Source organism: Saccharothrix xinjiangensis (assembly GCF_039527585.1).
Taxonomy (GTDB): domain Bacteria; phylum Actinomycetota; class Actinomycetes; order Mycobacteriales; family Pseudonocardiaceae; genus Actinosynnema; species Actinosynnema xinjiangensis.
This window is the reverse complement of sequence record NZ_BAAAKE010000026.1, coordinates 1-22,695: the sequence shown is the minus strand read 5'-3', so window position 1 is coordinate 22,695 and position 22,695 is coordinate 1. Positions and strand designations below refer to the sequence as shown.

Sequence of the window (22,695 nt, the reverse complement as noted above, 5' to 3'; positions counted from 1 at the left end):
TAGGGTGCACCCATGGTGGTGATCCGCACCGTCCGCGCCGAGTCGGACCCCGGCCTCGACTTCGGGGGCATCCGGACCGAGTTCGACCTGCCCGAGGAGTTCCCGGCCGCGGCCCTGGCCGAGGCGCAACAGGCCGTGTCCGGGGACGTCGACCACGCCGACCGCGAGGACGCCACGGCGCTGCCGCTGGTGACCATCGACCCGCTCGGCTCGAAGGACCTGGACCAGGCGCTGCTGGTGGAGCGGGTCGGCGACGGCTTCCGCGTGCACTACGCGATCGCCGACCTGGGCGCGTTCGTGGCACCCGACGGCGCGCTGGACGCCGAGGTGCGCCGGCGCGGCCAGACGCTGTACCTGCCGGACGGCAACGTGCCGCTGCACCCGCCGGTGCTGTCGGAGGGCGCGGCGAGCCTGCTGCCCGGCCAGGCGCGGCCCGCGGTGCTGTGGACGTTCGAGTGCGGCCCCGACGGCGAGCCGCGCGAGGTGCTGGTGCGGCGTGCCGTGGTGCGGTCGACCGCGCAGTTCGACTACCGGGGCGTGCAGGCGTCGTTCGACGCGGGCGAGCCGCACCCGTCGATCGAGGCGCTGCCCGACTTCGGCAGGCTGCGCCGGGCGCGGGCGGCCGACCGCGGCGCGGTGGAGCTCCAGCTGCCCGAGCAGGAGGTCGTGGCGACCGGCGACGGCGACTGGGAGCTGGTGATCCGGCCGCGCGCCGACGTGGAGACCTGGAACGCGGAGGTCTCGCTGCTCACCGGCATGGCCGCGGCGAAGATCATGCTGGAGGCGGGCGTCGGCGTGCTGCGGACCCTGCCGGACGCGGACGACGGCGCGGTCGAGGAGCTGCGGCGGTCCGCGCAGGCGCTGGGCGTGCCCTGGCCGGACGGCGCGACGCCCGCGGAGCTGCTGGCGGGCCTGGACCCGGCGCGGCCGGAGGCGCTGGCGCTGTTCGTGGACGCGACCCGGCTGCTGCGCGGCGCGGGGTACACGGCGTTCGACGGCGAGGTGCCGGAGGTGATCGGGCACGCGGGCCTGGGCGCGCCGTACGCGCACGTCACCGCCCCGCTGCGGCGGCTGGTGGACCGGTTCGCCACCGAGGTGGTGCTGGCGGTGACCGCGGGCGAACCCGTGCCGGGGTGGCTGCGGCGGGCGCTGCCGCAGCTGCCGGGGCTGATGGGCGGCTCGGACGCGGTGGCGGGCAAGGTCGACCGGGCGTGCCTGGACCAGGTCGAGGCGTGGGTGCTGGCCGACCGGGTGGGCCACGAGTTCGACGCGGTCGTGCTGCGCGCCGACGGCAACGCCGCGGACGTGTTCGTCGCGCAGCCGCCGGTGATGGGCCGCTGCACCGGTCCGGACCTGCCGGAGGGCGAGTGGATCAGGGTGCGGCTGGTCGAGGCGGACGCGGATCGCCGGAAGGTCGTCTTCGAACGCGTGTGATGTGATGGCCCGGTGACTGACATTCGCGAGCTGACCATCGGCGTCCTGGGCGGCACCGGCGCGCAGGGCAAGGGCCTGGCGCTGCGGTGGGCCAAGGCGGGCCTGGAGGTCGTCATCGGGTCCCGCGGCGCCGAGCGCGCCGAGGCCGCGGCCGAGGAGGTGCGCGCGGCGACCGGCGTCGGGCACGTCAGCGGCGCGGACAACGCGGGCTGCGCGGCGCGGGCGGACCTGGTGCTGGTCGCGGTGCCGTGGGAGGGGCACGCCGACCTGCTGGCGTCGTTGCGCGACACCCTGGCGGGCAAGGTCGTGATCGACTGCGTGAACCCCCTCGGCTTCGACAAGCAGGGCCCGCACGCGCTGCCGGTGCCCGAGGGCAGCGCCGCCCAGCAGGCCGCCGCGCTGCTGCCGGGGTCTCGGGTCACGGCGGCGTTCCACCACGTCTCGGCGGTGACCCTGGCCGACCTGTCCGTCGAGTCGGTCGAGGAGGACGTGCTGGTGCTCGGCGACGACCGCGAGGCCACGGACCTGGTGCGGGCGCTGGCCGACACCGTGCCGGGGTTCCGCGGCGTCTACGGCGGCCGGCTGCGCAACGCCCACCAGGTGGAGGCGTTCACCGCGAACCTGATCGCGATCAACCGCCGGTACAAGACCCACGCCGGCCTGCGGATCACCGGCCTCTGATGACGCCCGTCGACGACCTGGGCGAGCCGGTGCCGCTGACCGGCCGGCCCCGGCGGGTGGTGAGCCTCGTGCCGTCGCTCACCGAGGCCGTCCTCACCGGGGTCCTCGACCCGACCTCCCTGGTCGGCGCCACCGACTACTGCACCCACCCGCCCGACCTGGGCGCCGCCCGGGTCGGCGGCTCGAAGTACCCGGACGTGGACCGGGTCCTGGCCCTGCGCCCGGACCTGGTGCTGGCCAACAGCGAGGAGAACCGGCCCGAGGACGTGGCGCGGCTGCGCGCCGACGGCATCCCCGTCTGGGTGACCGAGGCGCCCGCCACCGTCCCGACCGCCCTGGGTTCGCTGCGCCGCCTCCTGGCCACCACCTGGGACGTGGAACCACCGTGGCTGCCGGCGGCCGAGGACCTCTGGCGCGAGGTCACCCCGCCGTGGACGCGGGCCGTGATCCCGGTGTGGCGCAAGCCCTGGGTGGTCCTGGGCCGGGACACCTTCGCGGGCGACGTCCTGCGCCGGCTCGGCGTCCTCAACGCCTTCGCCGACCACCCCGACCGCTACCCGCGCCCGCCCCTGCCCGACCTCCAGCGCGCGGACGCCGTGATCCTCCCCGACGAGCCCTACGCCTTCACCCCGACCGACGGCCCCCAGTTCTTCCCGACCCTGCGCCCGGCCCACGTCTCCGGCCGCCACCTGACCTGGTACGGCCCCTCCCTGGTAGCAGCCCGCCCAACCCTGGAATCAGCCCTGACCACCCAACTAGCAGACCCCGAACGCACAACTCGCCAGACCGGAGTGGACGACACGTAACACCGGACCGGAGGACACGCCGGTTTTTGCGCGTGTCCTCCACTCGGACATCGCGTGTCCTCCACTCGGACATCGCGAGTCGTACGTTCAGGTCCACCGTGTCGTACGTTCAGGACCGGTGAGTTCTGCGTTCGGGACAGGTGTTCAGGCGCGGAAGCGGTCGGTGGCGTTGACCAGGGAGCGCCGGATGCCCGGTTCGTCGAAGGCGTGGCCCGCGTCCGGCACGACCACCAGCTCGGAGCCCGGCCACGCCCGGTGCAGCTCCCAGGCCGACACGGCGGGCGTGGCCACGTCGTAGCGGCCCTGCACGATCACCGCCGGGATCCCCGCGAGCCTGCCCACGTCGCGCAGCAGCTGCCCCTCCTCCAGCCAGCCCCGGTGGTGGAAGTAGTGGTTCTCGATGCGCGCGAACGCCAGCGCGTACCTCGGGTCGGCGTGCGCCTCGACCAGCTCCGGCCGCTCCAGCAGGGTGATCGTCGAGGCCTCCCACACGCTCCACGCCAGGGCGGCGGGCCCGTGCACGGCCGGGTCCGGGTCGTTCAGCAGCCGCGCGTACGTGCCGATCACGTCGCCGTCGGGCGCGAGCGCCGCCACCCGCTCCCACCGCTCCGGGAACAGGAACCCGGCCCCGCCGCCGTAGTACCAGTCCAGCTCCTTGCGGCGCAGCAGGAAGACGCCGCGCAGCACCAGCTCGGTCACCCGCTCCGGGTGGGTCTGCGCGTAGGCCAGCGCCAGCGTCGACCCCCACGACCCGCCGAACACCTGCCACCGGTCCACGCCGAGGTGCTCGCGGAGCTTCTCGACGTCCGCCACCAGGTGCCAGGTCGTGTTCACCGACAGGTCCGCGCCGTGGTCGGACGCGTGCGGCGTCGACCGCCCGCAACCCCGCTGGTCGAACAGCACGATCCGGTACGCGGCGGGGTCGAACAGCCGGCGCTGCGCCGGGGTGCAGCCGCCGCCCGGACCACCGTGCAGGAACACGACGGGCTTGCCGTACGGGTTGCCGCACACCTCCCAGTAGACGCGGTTCCCGTCACCGACGTCGAGCAGGCCCTGGTCGTGTGGCTCGATCTCGGGGTACATGGTCCCCACTCTGCCCCAGCCGGCGGCGAAGTGGATCACACGGGGTTCGGGGCCGCCGCGTCCCGGGCGGCCCCGCCCGCGATCAGTGGAAGGTGTGCTCGGGTCCGGGGAACTGGTGCCCCTTGACCTCGGCGGCGAACTGCTGGGCCGCGTTCACCATCAGGCCCGCCATGTCGGCGTACCGCTTCACGAACTTCGGCGCGCGGCCCCGCCGCAGGCCCATCATGTCCTGCCAGACGAGCACCTGCGCGTCGGTGTCCGGGCCCGCGCCGATGCCGACGGTCGGGATGCGCAGGTCGTGCGTGATCTGCTTGGCGACCTCGGCGGTCACCATCTCCAGCACGACCGCGAACGCGCCGGCCCCCTGGACGGCGTGCGCGTCGGCCACCACGGAGTCGAACGCGTCGTTGCGGCCCTGCACCCGGTACCCGCCGAGCTGGTGCTCGCTCTGCGGGGTGAAGCCGATGTGGGCCATGACCGGGATGCCCGCCCGCACGATCGCCTCGACGTGCGGCGCGAAGTGCCGCCCGCCCTCCAGCTTCACGGCGTGCGCGCGGCCCTCCTTCATGAACCGCACGGCGGTCGCCACGGCCTGCTCGACCGACACCTGGTAGGAGCCGAACGGCAGGTCGGCCACGACCAGCGCCTGCTTCACCGACCGCGTGACGCCGCGCACGAGCGGGATCAGCTCGTCCACGGTCACCGGCAGCGAGGTGTCGTAGCCGTAGACGTTGTTGGACGCGGAGTCGCCGACCAGCAGGACCGGGATGCCGGCCTCGTCGAACAGCTCGGCGGTGTACATGTCGTAGGCGGTGAGCATGGGCCACGGTTCGCCGCGGTCCTTCATCGCCTGGAGGTGGTGGATCCGCACCCGCTTTCCAGTCGGGGCGCCTGCTGCCCCGTTCCCGTAAGGGGCGGTTACCTCGGCGGAAGCCATTTTCGACCGTCCTCCCTCGGGGCCTGCTCCGTCGCGGGTCCCCGGGCGTCGTTGCACGGTTACGAGGCCCAGGGTGGCACCGCCGAAAGGCAATGTGCCAGGAGTGCGAGTAGCTTCACACGTCATGGCGTGCCGGATCACCGAAATCGTGCTGGACTCCGACAACCCCGAAGCGCTCGCCCGCTTCTGGTGCGAGGTGCTCGACTACGAGATCGTCACCGAAGAGGACGGCGTCCTGGAGATCGGCCGGGAGGGCAACTACCCGACGATCATCCTGGAGCCGGCCGGCGAGTCCAAGCGGCAGAAGCTGAGGCTGCACATCGACGTCAACGCCACCGACCGCGACCAGGACGCCGAGCTCGAACGGTTGCTCGCGATCGGCGCCAAGCAGGTCGACGTCGGTCAGCACGACGTGGACTGGTACGTGCTGGCGGACCCGGAGGGCAACGAGTTCTGCCTGCTCAAGAGCCGCGTCGAGGACTGATCAGGCCGGCCCGTGCCCGCACGGCCGAGGTCGCCGCGGCCAGCTCGGCCGGATCGGCGATCGTGGTGTTGCCCTCGTAGGTGACACCGGCGGGCACGGTGTCGGCGCCCACCGGGTCGGCGTCGAAGAAGTTGCCCCGGTAGGTGACGTGCTCCAGCGGCGGGCTGACGTGCAGCACGGAGGTGTTGTCGGCGCGGGCGACCACGTTGCCCTCGACCACCACCCACGTGGCCCCGTAGTCGGTGTAGAGGCCGAAGTTGTACGGCGTGCGGGTGTCCTCGATGACGTTCCCGCCGATCAGCGCCCCGCTGTCGGCGTCGTCACCCTGCGGACCGGACAGGTAGACCCCGCCGCCGTCGGCCAACGCGCCCATGGAGCCCGTGACGAGGTTGCGCAGCACGCGGGTGCCGCGTCCCGGACCTGCGGCGATGCCGTTGTGCGGCACGTCGCGGACCTCGTTGTTCGCCACGGTGCAACGCTCGGTGTCGAGCAGCGCGACACCGGGCGAACCGGCGTGGTCCAGGCCCGCCCGCCGCACCAGGTTGTCCTCCACCAGCACGTCCCGCGCGCCGACCACGGAGACGGCGGACGCGGCGAGGTCGTCGAAGTCGCAGCCGCGCACCACCACGTCCGCGCCGCCGGTCACGCCGAGCGCGGTGGCGCCGAGCCGGGTGAAGCGGCAGCCCTCGAACCGCACGCCGGCGGCGTCGTCGACCCGCACGGCCGCCGGGACCTGCACCTGCTCCTCCGGCACGGTCAGCCACGCGCCCTCGCCCACCACGACCTTCCCGATCGCGCCGCCGTCGTAGCAGCCGTTGGCGTGGTAGTGCAGGAACCCGCGCTCGCCGCCGGGCCGCAGCCACGTCGTGTCGGCGAACACCAGGCCGCGGAAGGCCACGTCCCGCACGCCGGCGGCGTGCACCAGCACCTCCAGCGCGGGCACGACCGCGCGCACCCGCTCGCCGGGGCGGGGCAGGTAGTGCAGGACGTGGTGGCCGGGGCGCGAGCGGTCCAGGGCGAAGGTGCCCGGTTCGGCCAGGAACGAGGGATCGCCCTCCACCCGCGTCGGCGCGTCCGGACCGGTCGTCACCTGCCCCTCCCACTCGGAGCGGTAGACCTCCAGGGACCAGCCGAAGGCGGGCTGCGCCATGGTGATCGCGGTGGAGTCCCCGTCCCGGTCGAGCGCGGCGACGGCGAGCCGGGCCTCGGTCCACGGGTAGACGCCCCGGTGCACGAACTCCACGCCCGCGTGGTCGACCCAGTCCAGCGGGGCGTCGGTGGCGTAACCGGTGTCGGTGCGGCGCACCTGACCGGGCAGCCCGTCGACGCCCGCGCGCTCGACCCGCCCGCCGTTCACCGTCAGGTGCCGGGTGACCAGGTCGCCGACGTCGGCGAGCAGCACGCCGTCCCGCTCGCGCCACCCGTCGACCTCGCGCCCGCCGCTGACCACCACCTCCTCCTGGGCGTCGGTGCCGTAGCCGAACGCCTGGTAGACGACCCCGGAGTCGGCTTCGGTCAACCGGAGCGGCCCGGTGAGCCGGTGCGTGCCCGCCCTGAGCAGCACGACCCCGCCGCCCGCCTCCTCGGCGGCCCGCCGGGCGCGCTCCAGGGTGGCGAACGGCCGGGTGGCGGTGCCCGTGGCGGCGTCGTCCCCCGTGGGGGAGACGTAGAACTCGGCCATGACGGCTCCTGTCTGTTTACGGCATAAACAAGAGGGATGTATATCATGACCGCCGGAGGTGTGGGATGGGAGAAGCAGGCGACCCGGATCTCGGCGTCGAGCTGCTGTGGGGTGAGCGGCCTGCGCTGAACCTGGCGCGGATCGTGGGCGCGGCCGTGGCGGTGGCCGACGAGGAGGGGTTGGCCGGGCTGTCGATGCGCAAGGTGGCCGAGCGGTTGGGCTTCACCACCATGTCGCTCTACCGCCACGTGCCCGGCCGCGATCACCTGGTCGACCTCATGTGCGACGCGGTGCTGGGTGAGCTGCCGGGGGACGGGGTGGGCGAGGGTGGGGCTCGTGCTGCCGAGATCGGCGGTGGCGAACGCCCCGAGGGCGGGCCGCTTGGCGGCGAGCCGGCCGGTGGTGGGTCGGGTGGCGGCGAGCCGGACGGCGGGTTGGAAGGTGAGGGGCCGCAGGCCGGGAGGTCCGATGGTGGTCCGGGTCATCCGGGTCATCCGGGTCATCCGAGTCATCCGGGTGGCTGGCGGGCTGGGTTGGAGGCGTTCGCCAGGCGGGGCTGGGAGGTGCGCCGGCGGCACCCGTGGCTGGCCGAGGTGCCCGTCAACCGCCGCGTGCCCGGCCCGAACGCGCTGGCCCACTACGAGCACGCCCTCGGCATCCTGGCCGGCACCGACCTCGCCCCGGCCGAGGTGGTCGCGTCGGTCGGGCTGCTCAGCCGCTTCCTGGACGCGGAGGCGCGTGCCCTCGCGGACGCGGTGCGGGCCGAGCGCAGCACCGGCGTCGGCGACGACGAGTGGTGGGGCGCCCGCGACTCGCTGTTCGCCAGGTTCGACCGCTACCCGGTGCTGACCGGGCTGTGGGAGGCGGGCGGGTTCGACCAGCCGGAGTCGTTCGAGTTCGGCTTGGCCCGCGTGCTCGACGGCATCGAGTTGCTCGTGGAAAAGCGTGATGTAAAGCGTGATGAAACCTGTCAGGTGTGTGGTGGGCCGGTGGTCCAGCCGGCGTCGGGACGGCCGCGCGCGTACTGCTCCCGCGCCTGCCAGCAGCGCGCCTACCGCAAACGCAGGCCGGGGCCCGCCGACCGGTAGTCGACGGGCCCCGAGGCGATCAGGTCTGCTGGATCAAGTCCCCTGGACCTGCCCAGATCAGATCGGCCCAGATCAGACCTGCACGGTCGGCAGCACGATCAGCTGCCGCAGGTTCACGTGCTTGGGTCGGCTGGTCGCGAAGCCGATCACGTCGCCGATGTCGGCCGGGTGCAGCGGCGGCACCTGCTCCCGCCACGCCGCCAGGTGCGCGTCCACGTCGGGGTTGTCCATGTGGTCGCCCAGCTCGGAGCTGACCAGGCCGGGTTCGACGTTGGTCACCCGCACGCCCAGCGGACCGAGTTCGGTGCGCAGGTTCGCCGACAGGTGCGTCACCGCCGCCTTGGTCGCGGTGTACACGGCGTAGGTGGGGAAGGTGCTGTGCGCGCCCACGGACGAGATGTTCACCAGGTCCGCGACACCGTCGCGCCCGGCGGCCACCAGGTCGTCGGTGAACGCCCGGGTCACGTTGAGCAGGCCCGTGACGTTGGTGTCGATCATCCGCCGCCACTCGTCGTCGCGGCCGGCGGTGATCGGGTTGGCCAGCATGACGCCCGCGTTGTTGACCACCAGGTCCACCGGTCCGAACGCGGCGTGGACCGCCTCGACGGCGGGGGTGAGGTCCTGGGTGACGTCGGCCGACACCGCGAGCGCGCGCCCACCCTCGGCCTCGATCTTCGCGGCCAGCTCGGTCAGCCGCTCGGCCCGGCGGGCCAGCAGCGCGACCTTCGCCCCGGACCTGGCCAGGACGAGGGCGATCTCGGCGCCGATGCCGCTCGCGGCGCCGGTGACAACAGCGGTGCGGTTGTTCAGGTCGTAGGTCATGGCAACAACATTGGCCCTGGTCGGACCTGTTACGAGAGGCACCGCTCAACCCCGGTACCGCGTTCCCTGGGTCTGCCAGTACCCAGGTTGGGCAGGGCCGGCGCACCCATACTGGAGGGGTGAACCACGACCTCGGCGAATTCCTCCGCACCCGCCGGGCCCGGGTGCGCCCCGACGACGTCGGCCTGCCCGCCGGTGGCCGGCGGCGGGTCCCCGGCCTGCGCCGCGAGGAGCTGGCGATGCTGGCCGGCGTGAGCGTGGACTACTACATGCGCCTGGAGCAGGGCCGCACCCCGTCCGTCTCCGACTCGGTGCTCGACGCGGTCTCCCGCGTCCTGCGCCTGGACGAGACCGAGCGCTCCCACCTGCGCAACCTCGTGCGCCCCACGCCGGTCAAGCGCCCGGGGCCGCAGCGCGTGCGCCCCGGCCTGCGGCGGCTGCTGGACATGGTCGGCGACGTGCCCGCGTTCGTGATGGGCCGCCGGTCGGACGTGCTGGCGTGGAACGCCCTGGCGGGAGCCCTGTACGGCTTCGACGAGGCGCGCCCCGAGGACCTCAACTCGTCCAGGCACACGTTCCTGAGCCCCGAGGCCCGCACGTTCTACCGGGACTGGCCGACGGTCGCCGCCGACATGGTCGCCTTCCTGCGCCTGGACGCGGGCCGCTACCCCGACGACGCCCGGCTGGCCGCGCTGGTGGGCGAGCTGGCGGTGAAGGACGAGACGTTCCGCAAGCTGTGGGCGCAGCACAAGGTCATGGAGAAGACCCACGGCACCAAGCTGATCCACCACCCGGTCGTGGGCGACCTGGACCTCGACTACGAGGCCCTGAAGCCGTCCGGCGACCCGGACCTGACCCTCGCGGTCTACACCGCCCGCGTCGGCTCGCCGTCCGAGGAGCGCCTCAAGCTGCTGGCGAGCTGGAGCGCGTCGGTCGACGCCTGAGCCTGGTCAGACCTGAGCGGGGCACCCCGAGCCGAGCCCCGAGCCGGGTCAGGGCGCCCAGCGGGCCCGCAGCACGCCGTCCGGATCGGGCAGGACGCCGGTCAGCAGCGAGCGATCCCCGTCCTCCAGGACGGACACGACCAGCACGGCGTCGGCGTCGCCCACCCCGCAGCATCACCCGCACCAGCTCCAGCCCCACGGCGACCGGGACCCGCGCGCCGTCGTGGTAGCCGGTCAGGTCGGGTGGGAACAGGCCGGGCAGGCCGTGCGGTTCCTCCGCCGGCTCGGCGTCGGAGGGGACGAGGCCGTGGACCTCGGCGTCCCGGACGGTCAGCTCCTCCACCCCGCTCTCCCGGGCGAAGGCGGCCAACGCGTCCAGGTACGCCGCCTCCACCGGACCGCGGTCGCCGACCGCGTCCCCGGGACCCCGGGACCGGCCGTGCTCGTCCCGGTCGGCGGGGTCGTGCTTCGTCACGCGGAAGACGTGGGTCGGCGGCGCCTCGGAACGCTCTCAGGAGCAGCGCGTGCCCTCGGCGGGCAGCGCCAGGTCGACCAGGTAGGCGTGCCCGGCCGCGTCCACGCACGCGTTGCCCTGGAGGTACACGGTGTGCTGGTTGCCCTCGAACGTCAGCAGCCCGCCGCCCAGCTCACGGGCGAGGCTGACGCCCGCGTCGTACGGCGTGGCCGGGTCGCCGGTCGTGGACACCACCAGCACCGGGGGCAGCCCGGACACCGGCTCGGGCTCCTGCGCGGTCGGCGGCACGGGCCAGAACGCGCACGTGTCCAGCACCGCCGCCGCGGGCTGCCCGTCGTCCAGGAACGGCGCGGCCTCCTTGTACCGGCGGGCGAGGTCGGCGAGCGCGCCCCGGTCGGTCGTCGGCGCCTGGTCCACGCAGTTGATCGCGGTGAACGCGTCGTTGACGGAGCCGTACCGGCCCTGCTGGTCGCGGTCGAAGTAGGCGTCCGCGAGCAGCATCAGCACGTCGCCGCGACCGCCCTTCAGCTCGGTCAGCCCGGTGTTCAGCGGCGCCCACAGCTCCTCCGAGTACATCGCCTTGATGGCGCCGTAGGTCGCGTCGGTGTAGGACAGCTGCCGGTCGCCGGCCGGCACCGGCCGCTGGACCAGCGGCACGGTGAGGTCGCGGAACGCCTGGTTGGCCTTCGAGGCGTCGGCGCCGAGGGCGCAGTCGGGCCGCTGGGCGCACCACGCGGCGAACGCGTCGAACGCCTTCTGGAAGCCGGCGCCCTGCGCGACCAGCGAGTCCACCAGGCTTTGCTTCGGGTCCACCGCGCCGTCGAGCAGCAGCGCCCGCACGTTGCCGGGGAACTCCTGGGCGTACTGGGAGCCGATCTGGGTGCCGTAGGAGTAGCCCAGGTAGGTGAGCTTCTCGTCGCCCAGCGCCGACCGCATCACGTCCAGGTCGCGCACCACGTCGCGGGTGCCGACGTTGGCGAGCAGCTCCGTGCCGCTGGCCTGCGCGCACTTCCGGGCGAACTCCTGGTTCTCCGCCTCGGTCTGCGCGATGCCCGCCGGCGAGGTGTCCGCGTCGACGTCGAGCCGCTCGGCGTCGCGCTCGGCGTCGGTCAGGCACCGGACCGCCGGTTCGCTCGCGCCGACCCCGCGCGGGTCGAAGCCGACCAGGTCGAACCGCTCGCCCACCGGCGACGAGCGGATCGAGGTGGCCAGGCTCGCGGCGGCGGTCATCCCGGACGCGCCCGGACCGCCCGGGTTGACCAGCAGCGACCCGGTGCGCTCACCGCTCGCGGCCTGCCGCAGCAGGCCGATCCGGGCGACCTCGCCCTCGGGCTCGGTGTAGTCGAGCGGCACCTCCAGGCGGGCGCACTCGAACTCCGGCCGGCCCTTCAGGAGGGTGATCGAGGCGCCGGTGGTGGCGTAGTCGTCGCAGTCCTCCCAGGCCAGCTGCTGGCCGTAGTACCGCTCCAGCCCGGCGGGCACGGCGCCGGCCGGCCCTCTCCGCTCCAGCGCGGTCCCCGCCCCGGGTGAACCGGCCACCACCGACGTGCAGGAGGCGAGGACCGGCAGGACCAGGAGCAGGAGGGGGGATCGGCGCACGTGTCGATCGTAGGTGTGACTCGTCGGCCACAACGCCCGCCGCCGGCGCGTCGGGTGAGCGAGAATGCCCCCATGCCACAGCTCCGACTCGCCCTCGCCCAGGTCAACGCCTGTGTCGGCGACCTGGCCGGCAACGCCGAACTCGTCGTCGACTGGTCCCGCAAGGCCGTGGAGGCCGGGGCGCACCTGGCCGTCTTCCCCGAGATGGCGCTGACCGGGTACCCCGTGGAGGACCTGGCCCTGCGCGAGTCGTTCGCGGAGGCGTCCAAGGACGCCCTGGTGCGACTGGCCGGGGCGCTGGACGAGGCCGGGTGCGGCGAGCTCGCCGTGTTCGTCGGCTACCTGGACCGCGACGCCGCGGGGATGCGCAACTCCGCCGCCGTGCTGCACCGCGGCCGGGTCGCCGCCCGGCAGCACAAGCACCACCTGCCCAACTACGGCGTGTTCGACGAGCGCCGCTACTTCACGCCGGGCGAGGAGCTGGACGTGGTGCGCGTCCACGGCCTCGAAGTGGGCATGGTCATCTGCGAGGACCTCTGGCAGGACGGCGGCCCGGTCGCCGCGCTCGGGCGCGCCGGCGTGGACCTGGTGGTCTCGCCGAACGCCTCGCCCTACGAGCGCAAGAAGGACGACGCCCGCCTGCCGCTGGTGGCGCGGCGCGCGGCCGAGGCGAAGGCGCCGCTGGCGTACGTCAACCTGATCGGCGGCCAGGACGAGCTGGTGTTCGACGGCGACACGATGGTGGTCACCGCGGACGGCGCGCTGGTCACGCGCGCGCCGCAGTTCGTGGAGCACCTGGTGGTGCTCGACCTCGACCTGCCGGGCGGCGCGTCCCGCGAGGAGGGCTCCTTCGCCGGGTTCGCCGTGCGCCGCCGGACCCTGTCCGAGGACCCGCTGCCCGCCTACGAGCCGCTGCCCGCGCCCGCGCCCGCCGAGCCGCTCCCCGACGAGGCCGAGGTGTGGTACGCGCTGGTCACGGGCCTGCGCGACTACGTGCACAAGAACGGTTTCCAGTCGGTGGTGCTCGGCCTGTCGGGCGGCATCGACTCGGCGGTGGTGGCGGCGCTGGCGGTGGACGCCCTGGGCGCCGACCGCGTCCACGGCGTGTCGATGCCGTCGGCGTACTCGTCGGACCACTCGAAGTCCGACGCGGAGGACCTGGCGCAGCGCACCGGCGTGCGCTACTCGGAGCAGCCGATCGGCGGCATGGTGGACGTGTTCGTCGACCAGCTGGGCCTGACCGGCCTGGCCGAGGAGAACGTCCAGGCCCGGTGCCGCGGCGTGACCCTGATGGGGTTGTCGAACCAGCACGGGCACCTGGTGCTGGCGACCGGCAACAAGACCGAGCTGGCCGTGGGCTACTCGACCATCTACGGCGACGCGGTCGGCGGCTTCGCGCCCATCAAGGACGTGCTCAAGACGCTGGTCTGGGCGTTGGCGCGGTGGCGCAACGCGGAGGCCGAGAAGCTGGGCGAGCTGCCGCCGATCCCGGAGAACTCGATCAGCAAGCCGCCGTCGGCCGAGCTGCGGCCGGGGCAGGTCGACACCGACTCGCTGCCGGACTACGAGCTGCTGGACTCGGTGCTGGACGACTACGTCGAGGGCGACAAGGGGTATCGGGACCTGATCGCCATGGGCTTCTCCCACGAACTGGTGGACAAGGTCCTCCGGATGGTGGACCGGGCCGAGTACAAGCGCCGCCAGTACCCGCCGGGCACCAAGATCACCTTCAAGGCGTTCGGCCGCGACCGCCGGTTGCCGATCACGAGCGGCTGGCGCGAGGGCTGACCTTCGCATCTCCTGACCTCCTTCTTCCGTCCCTGCCCTTCCGCTCTGTCAAAGCGGGTGGGGACGGGAGGAGGGACGGCACACCATCGGGTGGTTTGCCGCCCGCGCCGCGACGTCGTTCCCGACCGCTCTGACAGTGTCGAGCCCGCGAGCCCGTGACCTGGCACAACAGGGTTCGCGACCGGTCGAGCTCCTCGGGAGGACGTCATGCTGAAGAAGGTCGGCGCGCTCACCGCCGCCACCGCGCTCACCACGCTCCTGCTCCAGGCCCCCGGCGAGGCGGCGCCCGCGGAGGCCGCGTTCGTCGGCGGCAGCGGCACCAGCGCGCTGGGCACGGGCTTCGGCTTCGCCGTCTTCCCCGTCGAGGGCGAAGGGGGGAAACCGACCGGGTTCGCGCTGTTCCGCAACACCGCCGAGGGCGTCGAGGAGCGGCTGGGCGGCGTCACCTGCGTCAACGTCGTCGGCAACGCCGCCATCTTCAAGATCAAGGACGTCGGCAGCGAGGGCGGCACCCACCGCCAGTTCTTCGTGCGCGACAACGGCCCGACCGGCGAGGGCGAGCCGACCGACGAGCTGAGCGCCTACGGCGTGCCGTCCAACGAAGCCCCCGACAAGTGCGACAAGCCCGGCGACGACGTCAAGGGCAAGGCCATCAAGGAGGGCGACGTCGTGATCACCGCCGGCGAGGAGTGACCCCGGCCCGGTCCGCCGCCCGCGGCAGCAGCAGCGACACCAGCGCGCCGACCCCGCAGACGACCGCCGTGATCAGGAAGATCTCGTGGTACTCGGTCAGCAGGGCGTCGGTCAGCGCCCGCTCGTAGGCCGCCGCCGCGGCGGCGAACTCCTCGGCCGACACCCCGAACGGCAGCGGCGTGTCCAGGTCGGCGGTCAGCTCCCGGAACCGGTGCAGGCCCCACGCCGACAGCCCGGACACGCCGACCAGCATCCCGGTCATCCGCGCCACCACGACCGCCGCCGACGCCACCCCGTGCTCCGCCGCGGGCACCGCCCGCAGCACCGCCGCCGACACCGGCGCGATCACCAGCCCCAGCCCGAACCCGGCCACCGCCAGGTCGCGCCCGACCACGAACGACGTGACGTCGGCGGGCCACCGCGCGATCAGCAGGTACGCCGCGCAGGCGACCGCCGACCCGGTGAACGACACCCACCGGTCGCCGACCCGCCCGGCCGACCACCCGCCGACCAGCGCGCCCACCGGCAGCGCGACCAGGAACCTGGCCAGCATCGCCGCCGCGGCCGCCGAGTCGCGCCGCAGCACCGTCTGCGCGAACAGCTCCACGTCCACGAGCGTCACCATCAGCGCCGCGCCCGCCGCCAGCGACACGCCCAGCGACGCCAGGAACGGCCGCCACCGCACGCCCGCCGGGTCCAGCAGCCGCACCGGCGACCGCCGCTCCCACCACAGGAACGCGGCGAACACCGCCACCGACGCGCCCAGCACCGGCCAGCCCCACGGCGGCAGCACCGCCCGCGACGGGTCCGGGTTGTAGAGCCCGACCACCACCAGGCCCAGCGACAGCGCCAGCAGCCCGCCGCCGACGAAGTCGACCCGCACGCCCGCCCGCGCCGACCGGGGCACGGTCCGCTGCACCACCACCGACGCCACCACCGCCAGCGGCAGGTTCACCCAGAACACCCACCGCCAGCTCTGCGGCTCCAGCGACTCGAACACCGACCACGCGTTGAACAGCGACGCCACGCCGACGCCGTACAACGTGCCCAGCACGCTGCCCAGCTCCTGCGCCGCGCCGACCACGCCCAGCGCGGAGGCCCGGCGCTCCGCCGACCACAGGTCCGCCACCAGCGCCATCGTCACCGGCAGCAGCGCGCCGCCCGCCAGGCCCTGCACCACCCGCCCGGCCACCAGCAGCGGCAGGTCGCCCGCCAGCGCGGTCACCGCCGACCCGAGCGCGAACCCGGCCAGGCACGCGTGCAGCACCAGCCGCCGCCCGAACCGGTCGGACAGCTGCCCCAGCAGCGGCATCCCCGCCACGTACCCGAGCAGGTACCCGGTCACCACCGGGGTGGCCCGCTCCAGCTTGTTCACCGGGATGCCCAGGTCGCGGACCATGTCGACGAGCACGCCGACGACCACGTACGCGTCCAGCGCGCCCAGCAGCACCGCGCCGGCCCCGGCGCCGATCGCCAACCGGCGCGACCCGGGGTGACCCACCGCGCTCACTCCGGCGCGGAAACGGAGACGGGCTCGTTGAAGTCGGACAGGTCGATGGTGACCTCCGCACCGCTGGGCAGCGTGAACACCGCGTTCACCAGCCTGTCCTCGCGCACCGAGAACCGGGACGCCACGTCCGCGTCGATCCCGGGCACCAGGCCCGCCACGACGTCCCGCGGCACGGTCGCCTCGACCACCGTGACGCCGCCGTCCGCGCTCACGGTCTTCTCGTCGCGCGCTTCGGCCAGCACCCTGGCCACGCCGCGCTCGGGGTCGAGGATCGCGGTCGGGTCGTACACCTGGCCGGCCAGCGCCGCGGGCAGCTTGGTGAACCCGCCGGTCGGGCCCTTGAAGTACAGGTCCTGGTCGACCAGCACGTACTCGACCTCGATCAGCTGGCCGAACTGCTCGACCTTCGCCCGCCCCCGGGACTGCCCGTCGGCGTTCAGGTCGCCCTCGGCGTCCTTGACCGTGACGTCCGGCAGCTCGCCGTCCACCTTGATCACGAAGTGCGTGCTGCTCACCGACTTCATGCCCGAGGACGCCCCGTCGAGCACCTCGGACCCGGCCGGCAGCCCGCCGCCGTCACCGGAGGAGGTGCAGCCGGCCGCGAGGGCGAGCAGGAGCGACCCGACCAGGGCGCGTCGAGGGAACATGGGCAGATCGTAGAGCCACCGCCCGCCGCGCACGGGCCGTCACGGGCGGAAGCCCTTGACCTGCGGGTAAGCTCGCGGGGTGCGACAGGGCAGGTGCGTACCGGCGAGGCGGCCACGCGGACCCGGCCGCTCTTACCTAGGCTTCGTGCCATGAACCGCCAGCAGGAGTTCGTGCTCCGCACCCTAGAGGAACGCGACATCCGGTTCGTCCGGCTCTGGTTCACGGACGTCCTGGGCTTCCTCAAGTCCGTCGCGATCGCCCCGGCGGAGCTCGAAGGCGCCTTCAACGAGGGCATCGGCTTCGACGGTTCGGCGATCGAGGGCTTCGCCCGCGTGTACGAGTCCGACATGGTGGCCAAGCCCGACCCGTCGACGTTCCAGGTCCTGCCCTGGCGCACCGCGGAGAAGAACCACTACTCCGCCCGCATGTTCTGCGACATCGCCATGCCGGACGGCTCGCCGTCGTGGGCCGACCCGAGGCACGTGCTGCGCCGCTCGCTGGCGCGGGCCAGCGAGGCCGGGTTCACCTGCTACGTGCACCCGGAGATGGAGTTCTTCCTGCTCAAGAGCCTGCCCGACGACGGGGGCGAGCCGGTGCCCGCCGACAACGGCGGGTTCTTCGACCAGACCAGCCACGAGACCGCGACCCACTTCCGCCGCCACGCCATCGAGGCGCTGGAGGCCATGGGCATCTCGGTCGAGTTCAGCCACCACGAGGGCGCGCCCGGCCAGCAGGAGATCGACCTGCGCTACGCCGACGCGCTGACCATGGCCGACAACGTGATGACGTTCCGCTACGTCATCAAGGAGGTCGCGATCACCCAGGGGGTGCGCGCCTCGTTCATGCCCAAGCCGTTCACCGACCAGCCGGGCAGCGGGATGCACACGCACGTGTCGCTGTTCGAGGGCGACCGCAACGCGTTCTACGACGCCGAGGACCCCTACCAGCTGTCGGACACCGGCAAGATGTTCGTCGCCGGCCTGCTCAAGCACGCCCGCGAGATCTCCGGCGTGACCAACCAATGGGTGAACTCCTACAAACGCCTGATCGTGGGAGGCGAGGCGCCCACCGCGGTGTGCTGGGGCCACGCCAACCGGTCGGCGCTGGTGCGCGTGCCGATGTACTCGCCGGGCAAGTCCTCGTCGCGCCGGGTGGAGATCCGGTCCCTGGACTCGGCGTGCAACCCGTACCTGGCGTACGCGGTGATCCTGGCCGCGGGCCTGAAGGGCATCGAGAAGGGGTACGAGCTGCCGCCGCCCGCCGAGGACGACGTGTGGTCGCTGACCGATCGCGAGCGGCGCGCGGCCGGGTACGACAACCTGCCGCAGAACCTGGGCGAGGCGCTGGCCGAGATGGAGAACTCCGAACTGCTGCCCGAAGCGCTCGGCGAGCACGTGTACGACTTCTTCCTGCGCAACAAGCGCACCGAGTGGGACGCGTACCGGCGGAGCGTGACGCCGTACGAGTTGCGCACCCTGCTGCCGGTCCTGTGAGGGGAGCTCCCGTGCGGGTGGTGCGCACCGAGCACTCGGAGAAGCTAGGTTTGCAGACCGTGACCGAGGTGCCCGCCCGATCGGAGACCCGTCCCGCGTTCATCGCGTGCACGGTGGCCAAGGCCGCCGAGCTGCCCGCGGTGAAGGTGCTGTCCAGCTCGTTCCTGGCCGCCCACCCGGAGGCCAGGTTCCTGGCCCTGGTGGTCGACGCCCTGCCCGAGCACTCGGGCCCCGGCCTGGTCACCCCGGCCGACCTGGGCGTGCCGGCCGAGGAGCTGGCCGAGCTGGCCACCGGCTGCACCGCGGCGCAGCTGTGCGGCCTGCTGCGGCCCGTGCTGCTGGAGCAGCTGCTGGGCCAGGGCGTGCCGGTGCTGTACCTGGACCCGTGGGTGAAGGTCCTGCGTCCGCTGACGGACCTGGTCCTGGACGCCGTCGGGCGCGGACCGCTGGTCCTGCTGCCCAGGTCCCTGCGGCCCCTGCCGGACGACGGCCTGCGGCCCACCCCCGCCGAGCTGCTGGAGACCGGCGTCTTCGACCCGGGGTTCCTGCTGGTGGCGCCGGGCGCCGAGCCGTTCCTCCGCTCGCTGGCCGAGCAGCTGCGCCGCGCGCCGGACGCCACCAAGGCCGTGCTCGACATGGCCCCGGCCCTGGTCAACCTGCACGTCCTGCGCAACGCGACCGTGGGGCTGTCGGCGTGGAACGCGGCGCAGCGCGTCCTGCACCGCCAGGACGACGGCACCCTGACCACGCTGGGCGAACCGCTGCGCAGCGTCCACTTCGCGGGCTTCGACCCCCAGCGGCCGTGGCTGCTGTCGGCGGAGTTCGCCGACCGGCCGCGCGTGCTGCTGTCCGAGCACCCGCACCTGGCCGAGCTGTGCACCGCGTACCGCGCCGACCTGATCCGCAAGGGCCACTCGCCGCAGCGGGTGCGCTACGGCTTCGGGCAGCTGGCGGACGGCACCGCGATCCCGGACGAGCTGCGCGCGGACTACCGCGAAGCGGCCCGCGCCCAACCCGGTTCGGCTTTCGGCACCGAGGCCTGGACCGCGCCGGTGGCGCCGGAGCGGGCGGGGGAAGAGGCCGCTGACGGGGAAGACGCCGCCCGGGGAGATGCCGCCGGGGAAGACGCTGTCGAGGGGCCCGCTGAGGAGCCCGCCGAGGCGACCGACTCCGCGTGGGCGCCGATCAACGGCCACGTCAACGGCCAGGTGAACGGTTACGCCAACGGCAGCCCGCAGCCCACCCCGCGCCCTCCCGCGGCCGACGTCCCGCCCGCCGACACCTCGCCCTCTGAGGAAGCGCCCGCCGACACCTCGCCCTCTGAGGAAGCGCCCGCCGACACCCCGCCCGCCGAGGAAGCGCCCGCCGAGGAAGCGGCTGCGACCTCCGTCGAGGCTCCGGCTCCTGAGGCTCCGCCTGCCGGGACTTCGCCTGCCGAGACTTCGCCTGCCGAAGCTCCCGCCGCCGAAGACCTGTCGTCCGAAGACGCCGCCGTGGAGGACCCTGCCGCCGGAGTCCCGGCGCACGAGGACCCGGTTCCCGCCACCGGCGCCACCCCGTCGGACACCCCAGCACCCCCGGCCGGCCGGATCCCCACCCCACCACCGGCCTTCGGCCCGGACGGCGGCGCGGCGTTCGTGGCCTGGGCCTGCGAACCGGTGCCCGACCTGCCCGGCAGCACCCGCTGGGCCGCCGCGCTCTGGCGGTCCGACCCCGCGCTCCGCACCCAGTTCCCCGACCCGTTCGGCGAGGACGCCAAGGCCTTCCGCGACTGGTGCGCCGGGGCCGGCGTGGCGTCCGGCCGCCTGCCCGCCGCCGCCGTGCCCAGGTCGCGCGCCGAAGCGCCCGTCCTGCACGACCAGCTCGGCGTCACCGTCCTCGGCTCCGGCCCGGTCGCGCAGCTCGTCCACGCCGCCGCCCGCGCCTCGGGCCTGCCCACCTCCACCACCGCCGGCTACCCGGTGGTGGTGCGCGTCGGCACCAGGCAACCCGTCCCGGACAGCCGCTTCGTCGTCGACTACCTCCTCGACGACGAGCAGCCCGGCGGCGCGAACGAGGTCTGGGTCCCCTCCGAGACCACCCGCGCCGCCCGCGAGCGCCAGGGCGGCCCGGTCGCCCGCGTCCTCCCGCTGCCCGTGGCCGAGGTCGACACGCGCGAACCCGAATCGCACGATCGCGTGATCTTCGGAGCCGTGGCCGACCACGCCGTCGACCGCGAGGGCAACGTCCTCGGCGCGGTCTCGGCGTTCCTGTCCGCGTTCCCCGACCGCTCGGACATCACCCTCCGCATCGAGGTCGGCAACGCCAGGACCCACCCGGAGGCCGCCGAGCGCCTGCGCCTCGCCACCGCCGCCGACCCGCGCATCGAACTCGTCGACGACCTCGGCCACGTCGACTGCCTGGTCCAGCTCCACCGCGGCGGCGCGGACGACCGGATCGCCCACACCCTCGGCGCGCACGCGGCCGCGGGCACCCCGATCCTCACCTCCGAGCACGGCGCGGTCGCGGAGCTGTTCGACAAGAACTCGGTGATCTTCGTGCCGTGCCGCCAGGGCGTCGAGCCCGACGTGCAGGCCGCCGCCAAGCTCCTGCGCGCCATCGCCGCCGACGGGGCCGCCGCCGAGGCCATCGGCCTCAAGGGCCGTGAGCGCGTCCGCGCCACCCGCGGCACCGCCGTGGTCGGCGAGGTCCTGCGCGAACGCGTCGAGCACGCCTACCGGACCTGGCGCGCCCGCCGCCCCAAGACCGCGCCGACCGTCGACCCGATGACCGCGCTGCACTCGGCCAAGCACGCGCTGCTGCGCCAGCCCGACGTGGGCGTCGCCAGCCGCACGCCCATGGCGCCGCAGTTGCGCAAGGTGGTCCTGCGCGTGCTCGACCACTACGACAACCACATGCGCGACGTGCTCGGCTCCCTCGTCGACGGGGTCGAGCGGACCGTGTCCGAGCTGGTGCGCCGCCAGGACGACATCTCCACCGGCATCGGCCTGGGCGAGCTGGAGGTGCTGCGCGCCGAGCTGGAGCAGCACGCCGAGAACCAGGGCCACCTCGCCGACCAGCTCGTCGGCGTCGACGACGGCGTGGTCCGGGTCCGCGCGGACATGGCCGGGCAGGGCCGCAGGCTGCGCGAGATCGAGGACGCGCTGGTCGCGGAGGCCGGCAGGCGCGCCAAGCAGGGCGACGCGCTCGCCCACCGCATCGACAAGCTCACCGTCGCCCTCGAACGCACCCTCGACCGCATCGACTCGCTGGAGTCCAAGGTCGTCGACGTGCTGCGCGAGCGCGACACCAGGCTCGACGCCGGGCTGCGCGCCGCCAACCAGGCCCAGCAGACCGCCGACGCCCTGCGCCGGGTGGTCGTCCGCGAGCACGAGCGGCACAGCGACGCGGTGCCGCGCAGCTCCCTGGTGCTGAGCGACGTAGGCCTGCTGCGCCTGCCGTCCGACGACGCGTTCATGCTGCCGCTGCTGTCGAGCAACGGCGTGTGGGAACCGGGGCTGTCGGCGCTGATCGACGAGGTCGTCGAGCCGGACGGGATCTTCCTCGACGTCGGCGCCTACGTGGGTTACCAGACCGTGCGCATGCTCAGCCGGTTCGGCGCGGGCGGCGCGGTGGTCGCGGTCGAGCCGTGCCCGTCCGCGCGGGCGCTGCTCAAGCACAACGTCGAGGTCAACCTGCCCGAGCGCGTCGCCCGGCAGCTGGTCCTGGTGGACGCGGCCGCGTGGGAGAGCAGCGGGGAGCTGGTCACCCAGCCCGCCCTGACCGGCGGGGTGTCGGTGGCGCCGGTGCCCGAGGACGCGCCGGAGGACGTCGCGAAGGTCCGCGCCACCCGGCTCGACAAGGAGCTGGAGGCGGTGCCGGACCTCCAGGGCCGCAAGCTCTCGGTCGTCCGCGTCGACGCGCCGGGTCGCGGTCACCGCGCGCTGGCCGGACTCGTGCGGCTGCTCCGCCGGGACCGCCCGCACGTGTTCATCGAGTTCTCGGCCTCGGCGACGCAGGGCTTCGGCGACGATCCGGTCACGGTCCTCAAGGAGTTCCGGATCTGGGGCTACGACCTGGTGCCGGTCGCCACCCGCGAGGCGGCGTCGCCGGAGCAGATCGTGGCCGCGATGGAGGGCCTGCGGACCATCCCGCTGTGGCTGCGTCCCCGGCCGGTGGCGCCCAAGAGCCCGGCCCAGCAACTCGCGAAGCCGCTCCGGCAGCCCGCTGACCAGGCGATTTGACTTGGGCGAAGGTCATGAGTAACTTTTACCGAGTCGCCAGCAAGGACCCCGGAACGAGCGGTTGACACCGCGAATCGGGCCGGGTAGAGTTCTGCGGCGTCAAGCTCCCAGAAGCGAATAAGCAGCACAGCGCGCTGCCTCGGGTCTGGAAGACGAAACAAATTGAATGCGAAGCGCGTTTCAGGACGTCGTGGAGCCGAGGAAGCCGAAACCGGCCGATTTGACACCGCGAAAACGAACGAGCTAAGCTTCAAACACAAGCGAAACACCGGAAACACAAAGCCCCGGAATGAACCGCGGTAAGAC

At 73.6% G+C, this 22,695-nt stretch carries 18 protein-coding genes; 10 read left to right on the top strand and 8 right to left on the bottom strand.

The features are described 5' to 3' along the window. Nucleotides 1-12: 12 nt before the first annotated feature. Genes ABD223_RS34390 through ABD223_RS34380 form a run of 3 tightly spaced genes read left to right on the top strand, consistent with a single transcriptional unit; the run spans nucleotide 13 to nucleotide 2,921 of the window. A complete protein-coding gene (locus ABD223_RS34390; protein ID WP_344040909.1) occupies nucleotides 13-1,434 on the top strand; it encodes an RNB domain-containing ribonuclease in 1,422 nt (473 codons plus the stop codon). Between the two features lie 12 nt (nucleotides 1,435-1,446). Further along, nucleotides 1,447-2,115 carry an NADPH-dependent F420 reductase gene (gene npdG / locus ABD223_RS34385; RefSeq protein WP_344040908.1) on the top strand — a complete coding sequence of 223 codons (669 nt, stop codon included), beginning with the start codon at nucleotides 1,447-1,449 and terminating at the stop codon, nucleotides 2,113-2,115. Continuing rightward, nucleotides 2,115-2,921 carry a helical backbone metal receptor gene (locus ABD223_RS34380; RefSeq protein WP_344040907.1) on the top strand — a complete coding sequence of 269 codons (807 nt, stop codon included), beginning with the start codon at nucleotides 2,115-2,117 and terminating at the stop codon, nucleotides 2,919-2,921. The genes npdG and ABD223_RS34380 overlap by 1 nt, the downstream gene beginning before the upstream one ends. A 144-nt stretch (nucleotides 2,922-3,065) precedes the next feature. On the opposite strand, the gene pip is transcribed toward ABD223_RS34380, so the two are convergent. Together pip and panB are read right to left on the bottom strand one after the other, a co-directional pair. Beyond that, on the bottom strand, nucleotides 3,066-4,004 hold the full coding sequence (gene pip / locus ABD223_RS34375; protein WP_344040906.1) for a prolyl aminopeptidase: 939 nt from the start codon (nucleotides 4,002-4,004) through the stop codon (nucleotides 3,066-3,068). Between the two features lie 82 nt (nucleotides 4,005-4,086). After that, nucleotides 4,087-4,941, bottom strand: a complete 855-nt coding sequence (gene panB, locus ABD223_RS34370; protein WP_344040905.1) for a 3-methyl-2-oxobutanoate hydroxymethyltransferase — start codon at nucleotides 4,939-4,941, stop codon at nucleotides 4,087-4,089. A 124-nt stretch (nucleotides 4,942-5,065) separates the two neighbouring features. Here panB and ABD223_RS34365 point away from each other — a divergent pair, with 124 nt between their 5' ends. Next, complete coding sequence (locus tag ABD223_RS34365) at nucleotides 5,066-5,425, top strand: VOC family protein (RefSeq protein WP_344040904.1); 360 nt, start codon at nucleotides 5,066-5,068, stop codon at nucleotides 5,423-5,425. Here ABD223_RS34365 and ABD223_RS34360 read toward each other — a convergent pair. After that, nucleotides 5,403-7,106, bottom strand: coding sequence for a right-handed parallel beta-helix repeat-containing protein (locus tag ABD223_RS34360; protein ID WP_344040903.1), 1,704 nt, complete (start codon nucleotides 7,104-7,106; stop codon nucleotides 5,403-5,405). The two genes, ABD223_RS34365 and ABD223_RS34360, sit on opposite strands and share 23 nt — an antisense overlap. A 65-nt stretch (nucleotides 7,107-7,171) precedes the next feature. Here ABD223_RS34360 and ABD223_RS34355 point away from each other — a divergent pair, with 65 nt between their 5' ends. After that, a complete protein-coding gene (locus ABD223_RS34355; RefSeq protein ID WP_344040902.1) occupies nucleotides 7,172-8,194 on the top strand; it encodes a TetR/AcrR family transcriptional regulator in 1,023 nt (340 codons plus the stop codon). A gap of 72 nt (nucleotides 8,195-8,266) precedes the next feature. Here ABD223_RS34355 and ABD223_RS34350 read toward each other — a convergent pair whose 3' ends face one another. Continuing rightward, nucleotides 8,267-9,016: an SDR family oxidoreductase gene (locus ABD223_RS34350; RefSeq protein WP_344040901.1), complete on the bottom strand. Its 750-nt coding sequence runs from the start codon at nucleotides 9,014-9,016 to the stop codon at nucleotides 8,267-8,269. A 119-nt stretch (nucleotides 9,017-9,135) separates the two neighbouring features. Between ABD223_RS34350 and ABD223_RS34345 the strand changes: the two genes are divergently transcribed. Then, nucleotides 9,136-9,960, top strand: a complete 825-nt coding sequence (locus tag ABD223_RS34345; protein WP_344040900.1) for a helix-turn-helix transcriptional regulator — start codon at nucleotides 9,136-9,138, stop codon at nucleotides 9,958-9,960. On the opposite strand, the gene ABD223_RS34340 is transcribed toward ABD223_RS34345, so the two are convergent. Then, complete coding sequence (locus tag ABD223_RS34340) at nucleotides 9,920-10,435, bottom strand: hypothetical protein (protein ID WP_344040899.1); 516 nt, start codon at nucleotides 10,433-10,435, stop codon at nucleotides 9,920-9,922. The genes ABD223_RS34345 and ABD223_RS34340 overlap by 41 nt on opposite strands. 36 nt (nucleotides 10,436-10,471) lie before the next feature. Then, nucleotides 10,472-12,034 carry an alpha/beta hydrolase gene (locus ABD223_RS34335; protein WP_344040898.1) on the bottom strand — a complete coding sequence of 521 codons (1,563 nt, stop codon included), beginning with the start codon at nucleotides 12,032-12,034 and terminating at the stop codon, nucleotides 10,472-10,474. Nucleotides 12,035-12,106: 72 nt separating this feature from the next. Between ABD223_RS34335 and ABD223_RS34330 the strand changes: the two genes are divergently transcribed. Both ABD223_RS34330 and ABD223_RS34325 read left to right on the top strand, forming a co-directional pair. Continuing rightward, complete coding sequence (locus ABD223_RS34330; protein WP_344040897.1) at nucleotides 12,107-13,822, top strand: NAD+ synthase; 1,716 nt, start codon at nucleotides 12,107-12,109, stop codon at nucleotides 13,820-13,822. Between the two features lie 207 nt (nucleotides 13,823-14,029). After that, nucleotides 14,030-14,515, top strand: a complete 486-nt coding sequence (locus tag ABD223_RS34325) for a hypothetical protein (RefSeq protein WP_344040896.1) — start codon at nucleotides 14,030-14,032, stop codon at nucleotides 14,513-14,515. Here ABD223_RS34325 and ABD223_RS34320 read toward each other — a convergent pair. Both ABD223_RS34320 and ABD223_RS34315 read right to left on the bottom strand, forming a co-directional pair. Further along, nucleotides 14,496-16,016 carry an MFS transporter gene (locus tag ABD223_RS34320; RefSeq protein WP_344040895.1) on the bottom strand — a complete coding sequence of 507 codons (1,521 nt, stop codon included), beginning with the start codon at nucleotides 16,014-16,016 and terminating at the stop codon, nucleotides 14,496-14,498. The two genes, ABD223_RS34325 and ABD223_RS34320, sit on opposite strands and share 20 nt — an antisense overlap. Before the next feature lie 5 nt (nucleotides 16,017-16,021). After that, the gene (locus tag ABD223_RS34315; protein ID WP_344040894.1) at nucleotides 16,022-16,672 is read right to left on the bottom strand and encodes an LppX_LprAFG lipoprotein; all 651 of its coding nucleotides are present in this window, start codon (nucleotides 16,670-16,672) and stop codon (nucleotides 16,022-16,024) included. Between the two features lie 150 nt (nucleotides 16,673-16,822). On the opposite strand from ABD223_RS34315, the gene ABD223_RS34310 reads away from it, so the two are divergent. After that, on the top strand, nucleotides 16,823-18,166 hold the full coding sequence (locus tag ABD223_RS34310; RefSeq protein WP_344040893.1) for a glutamine synthetase family protein: 1,344 nt from the start codon (nucleotides 16,823-16,825) through the stop codon (nucleotides 18,164-18,166). A gap of 11 nt (nucleotides 18,167-18,177) precedes the next feature. After that, nucleotides 18,178-22,389: an FkbM family methyltransferase gene (locus tag ABD223_RS34305; protein ID WP_344040892.1), complete on the top strand. Its 4,212-nt coding sequence runs from the start codon at nucleotides 18,178-18,180 to the stop codon at nucleotides 22,387-22,389. Nucleotides 22,390-22,695 lie beyond the last annotated feature (306 nt).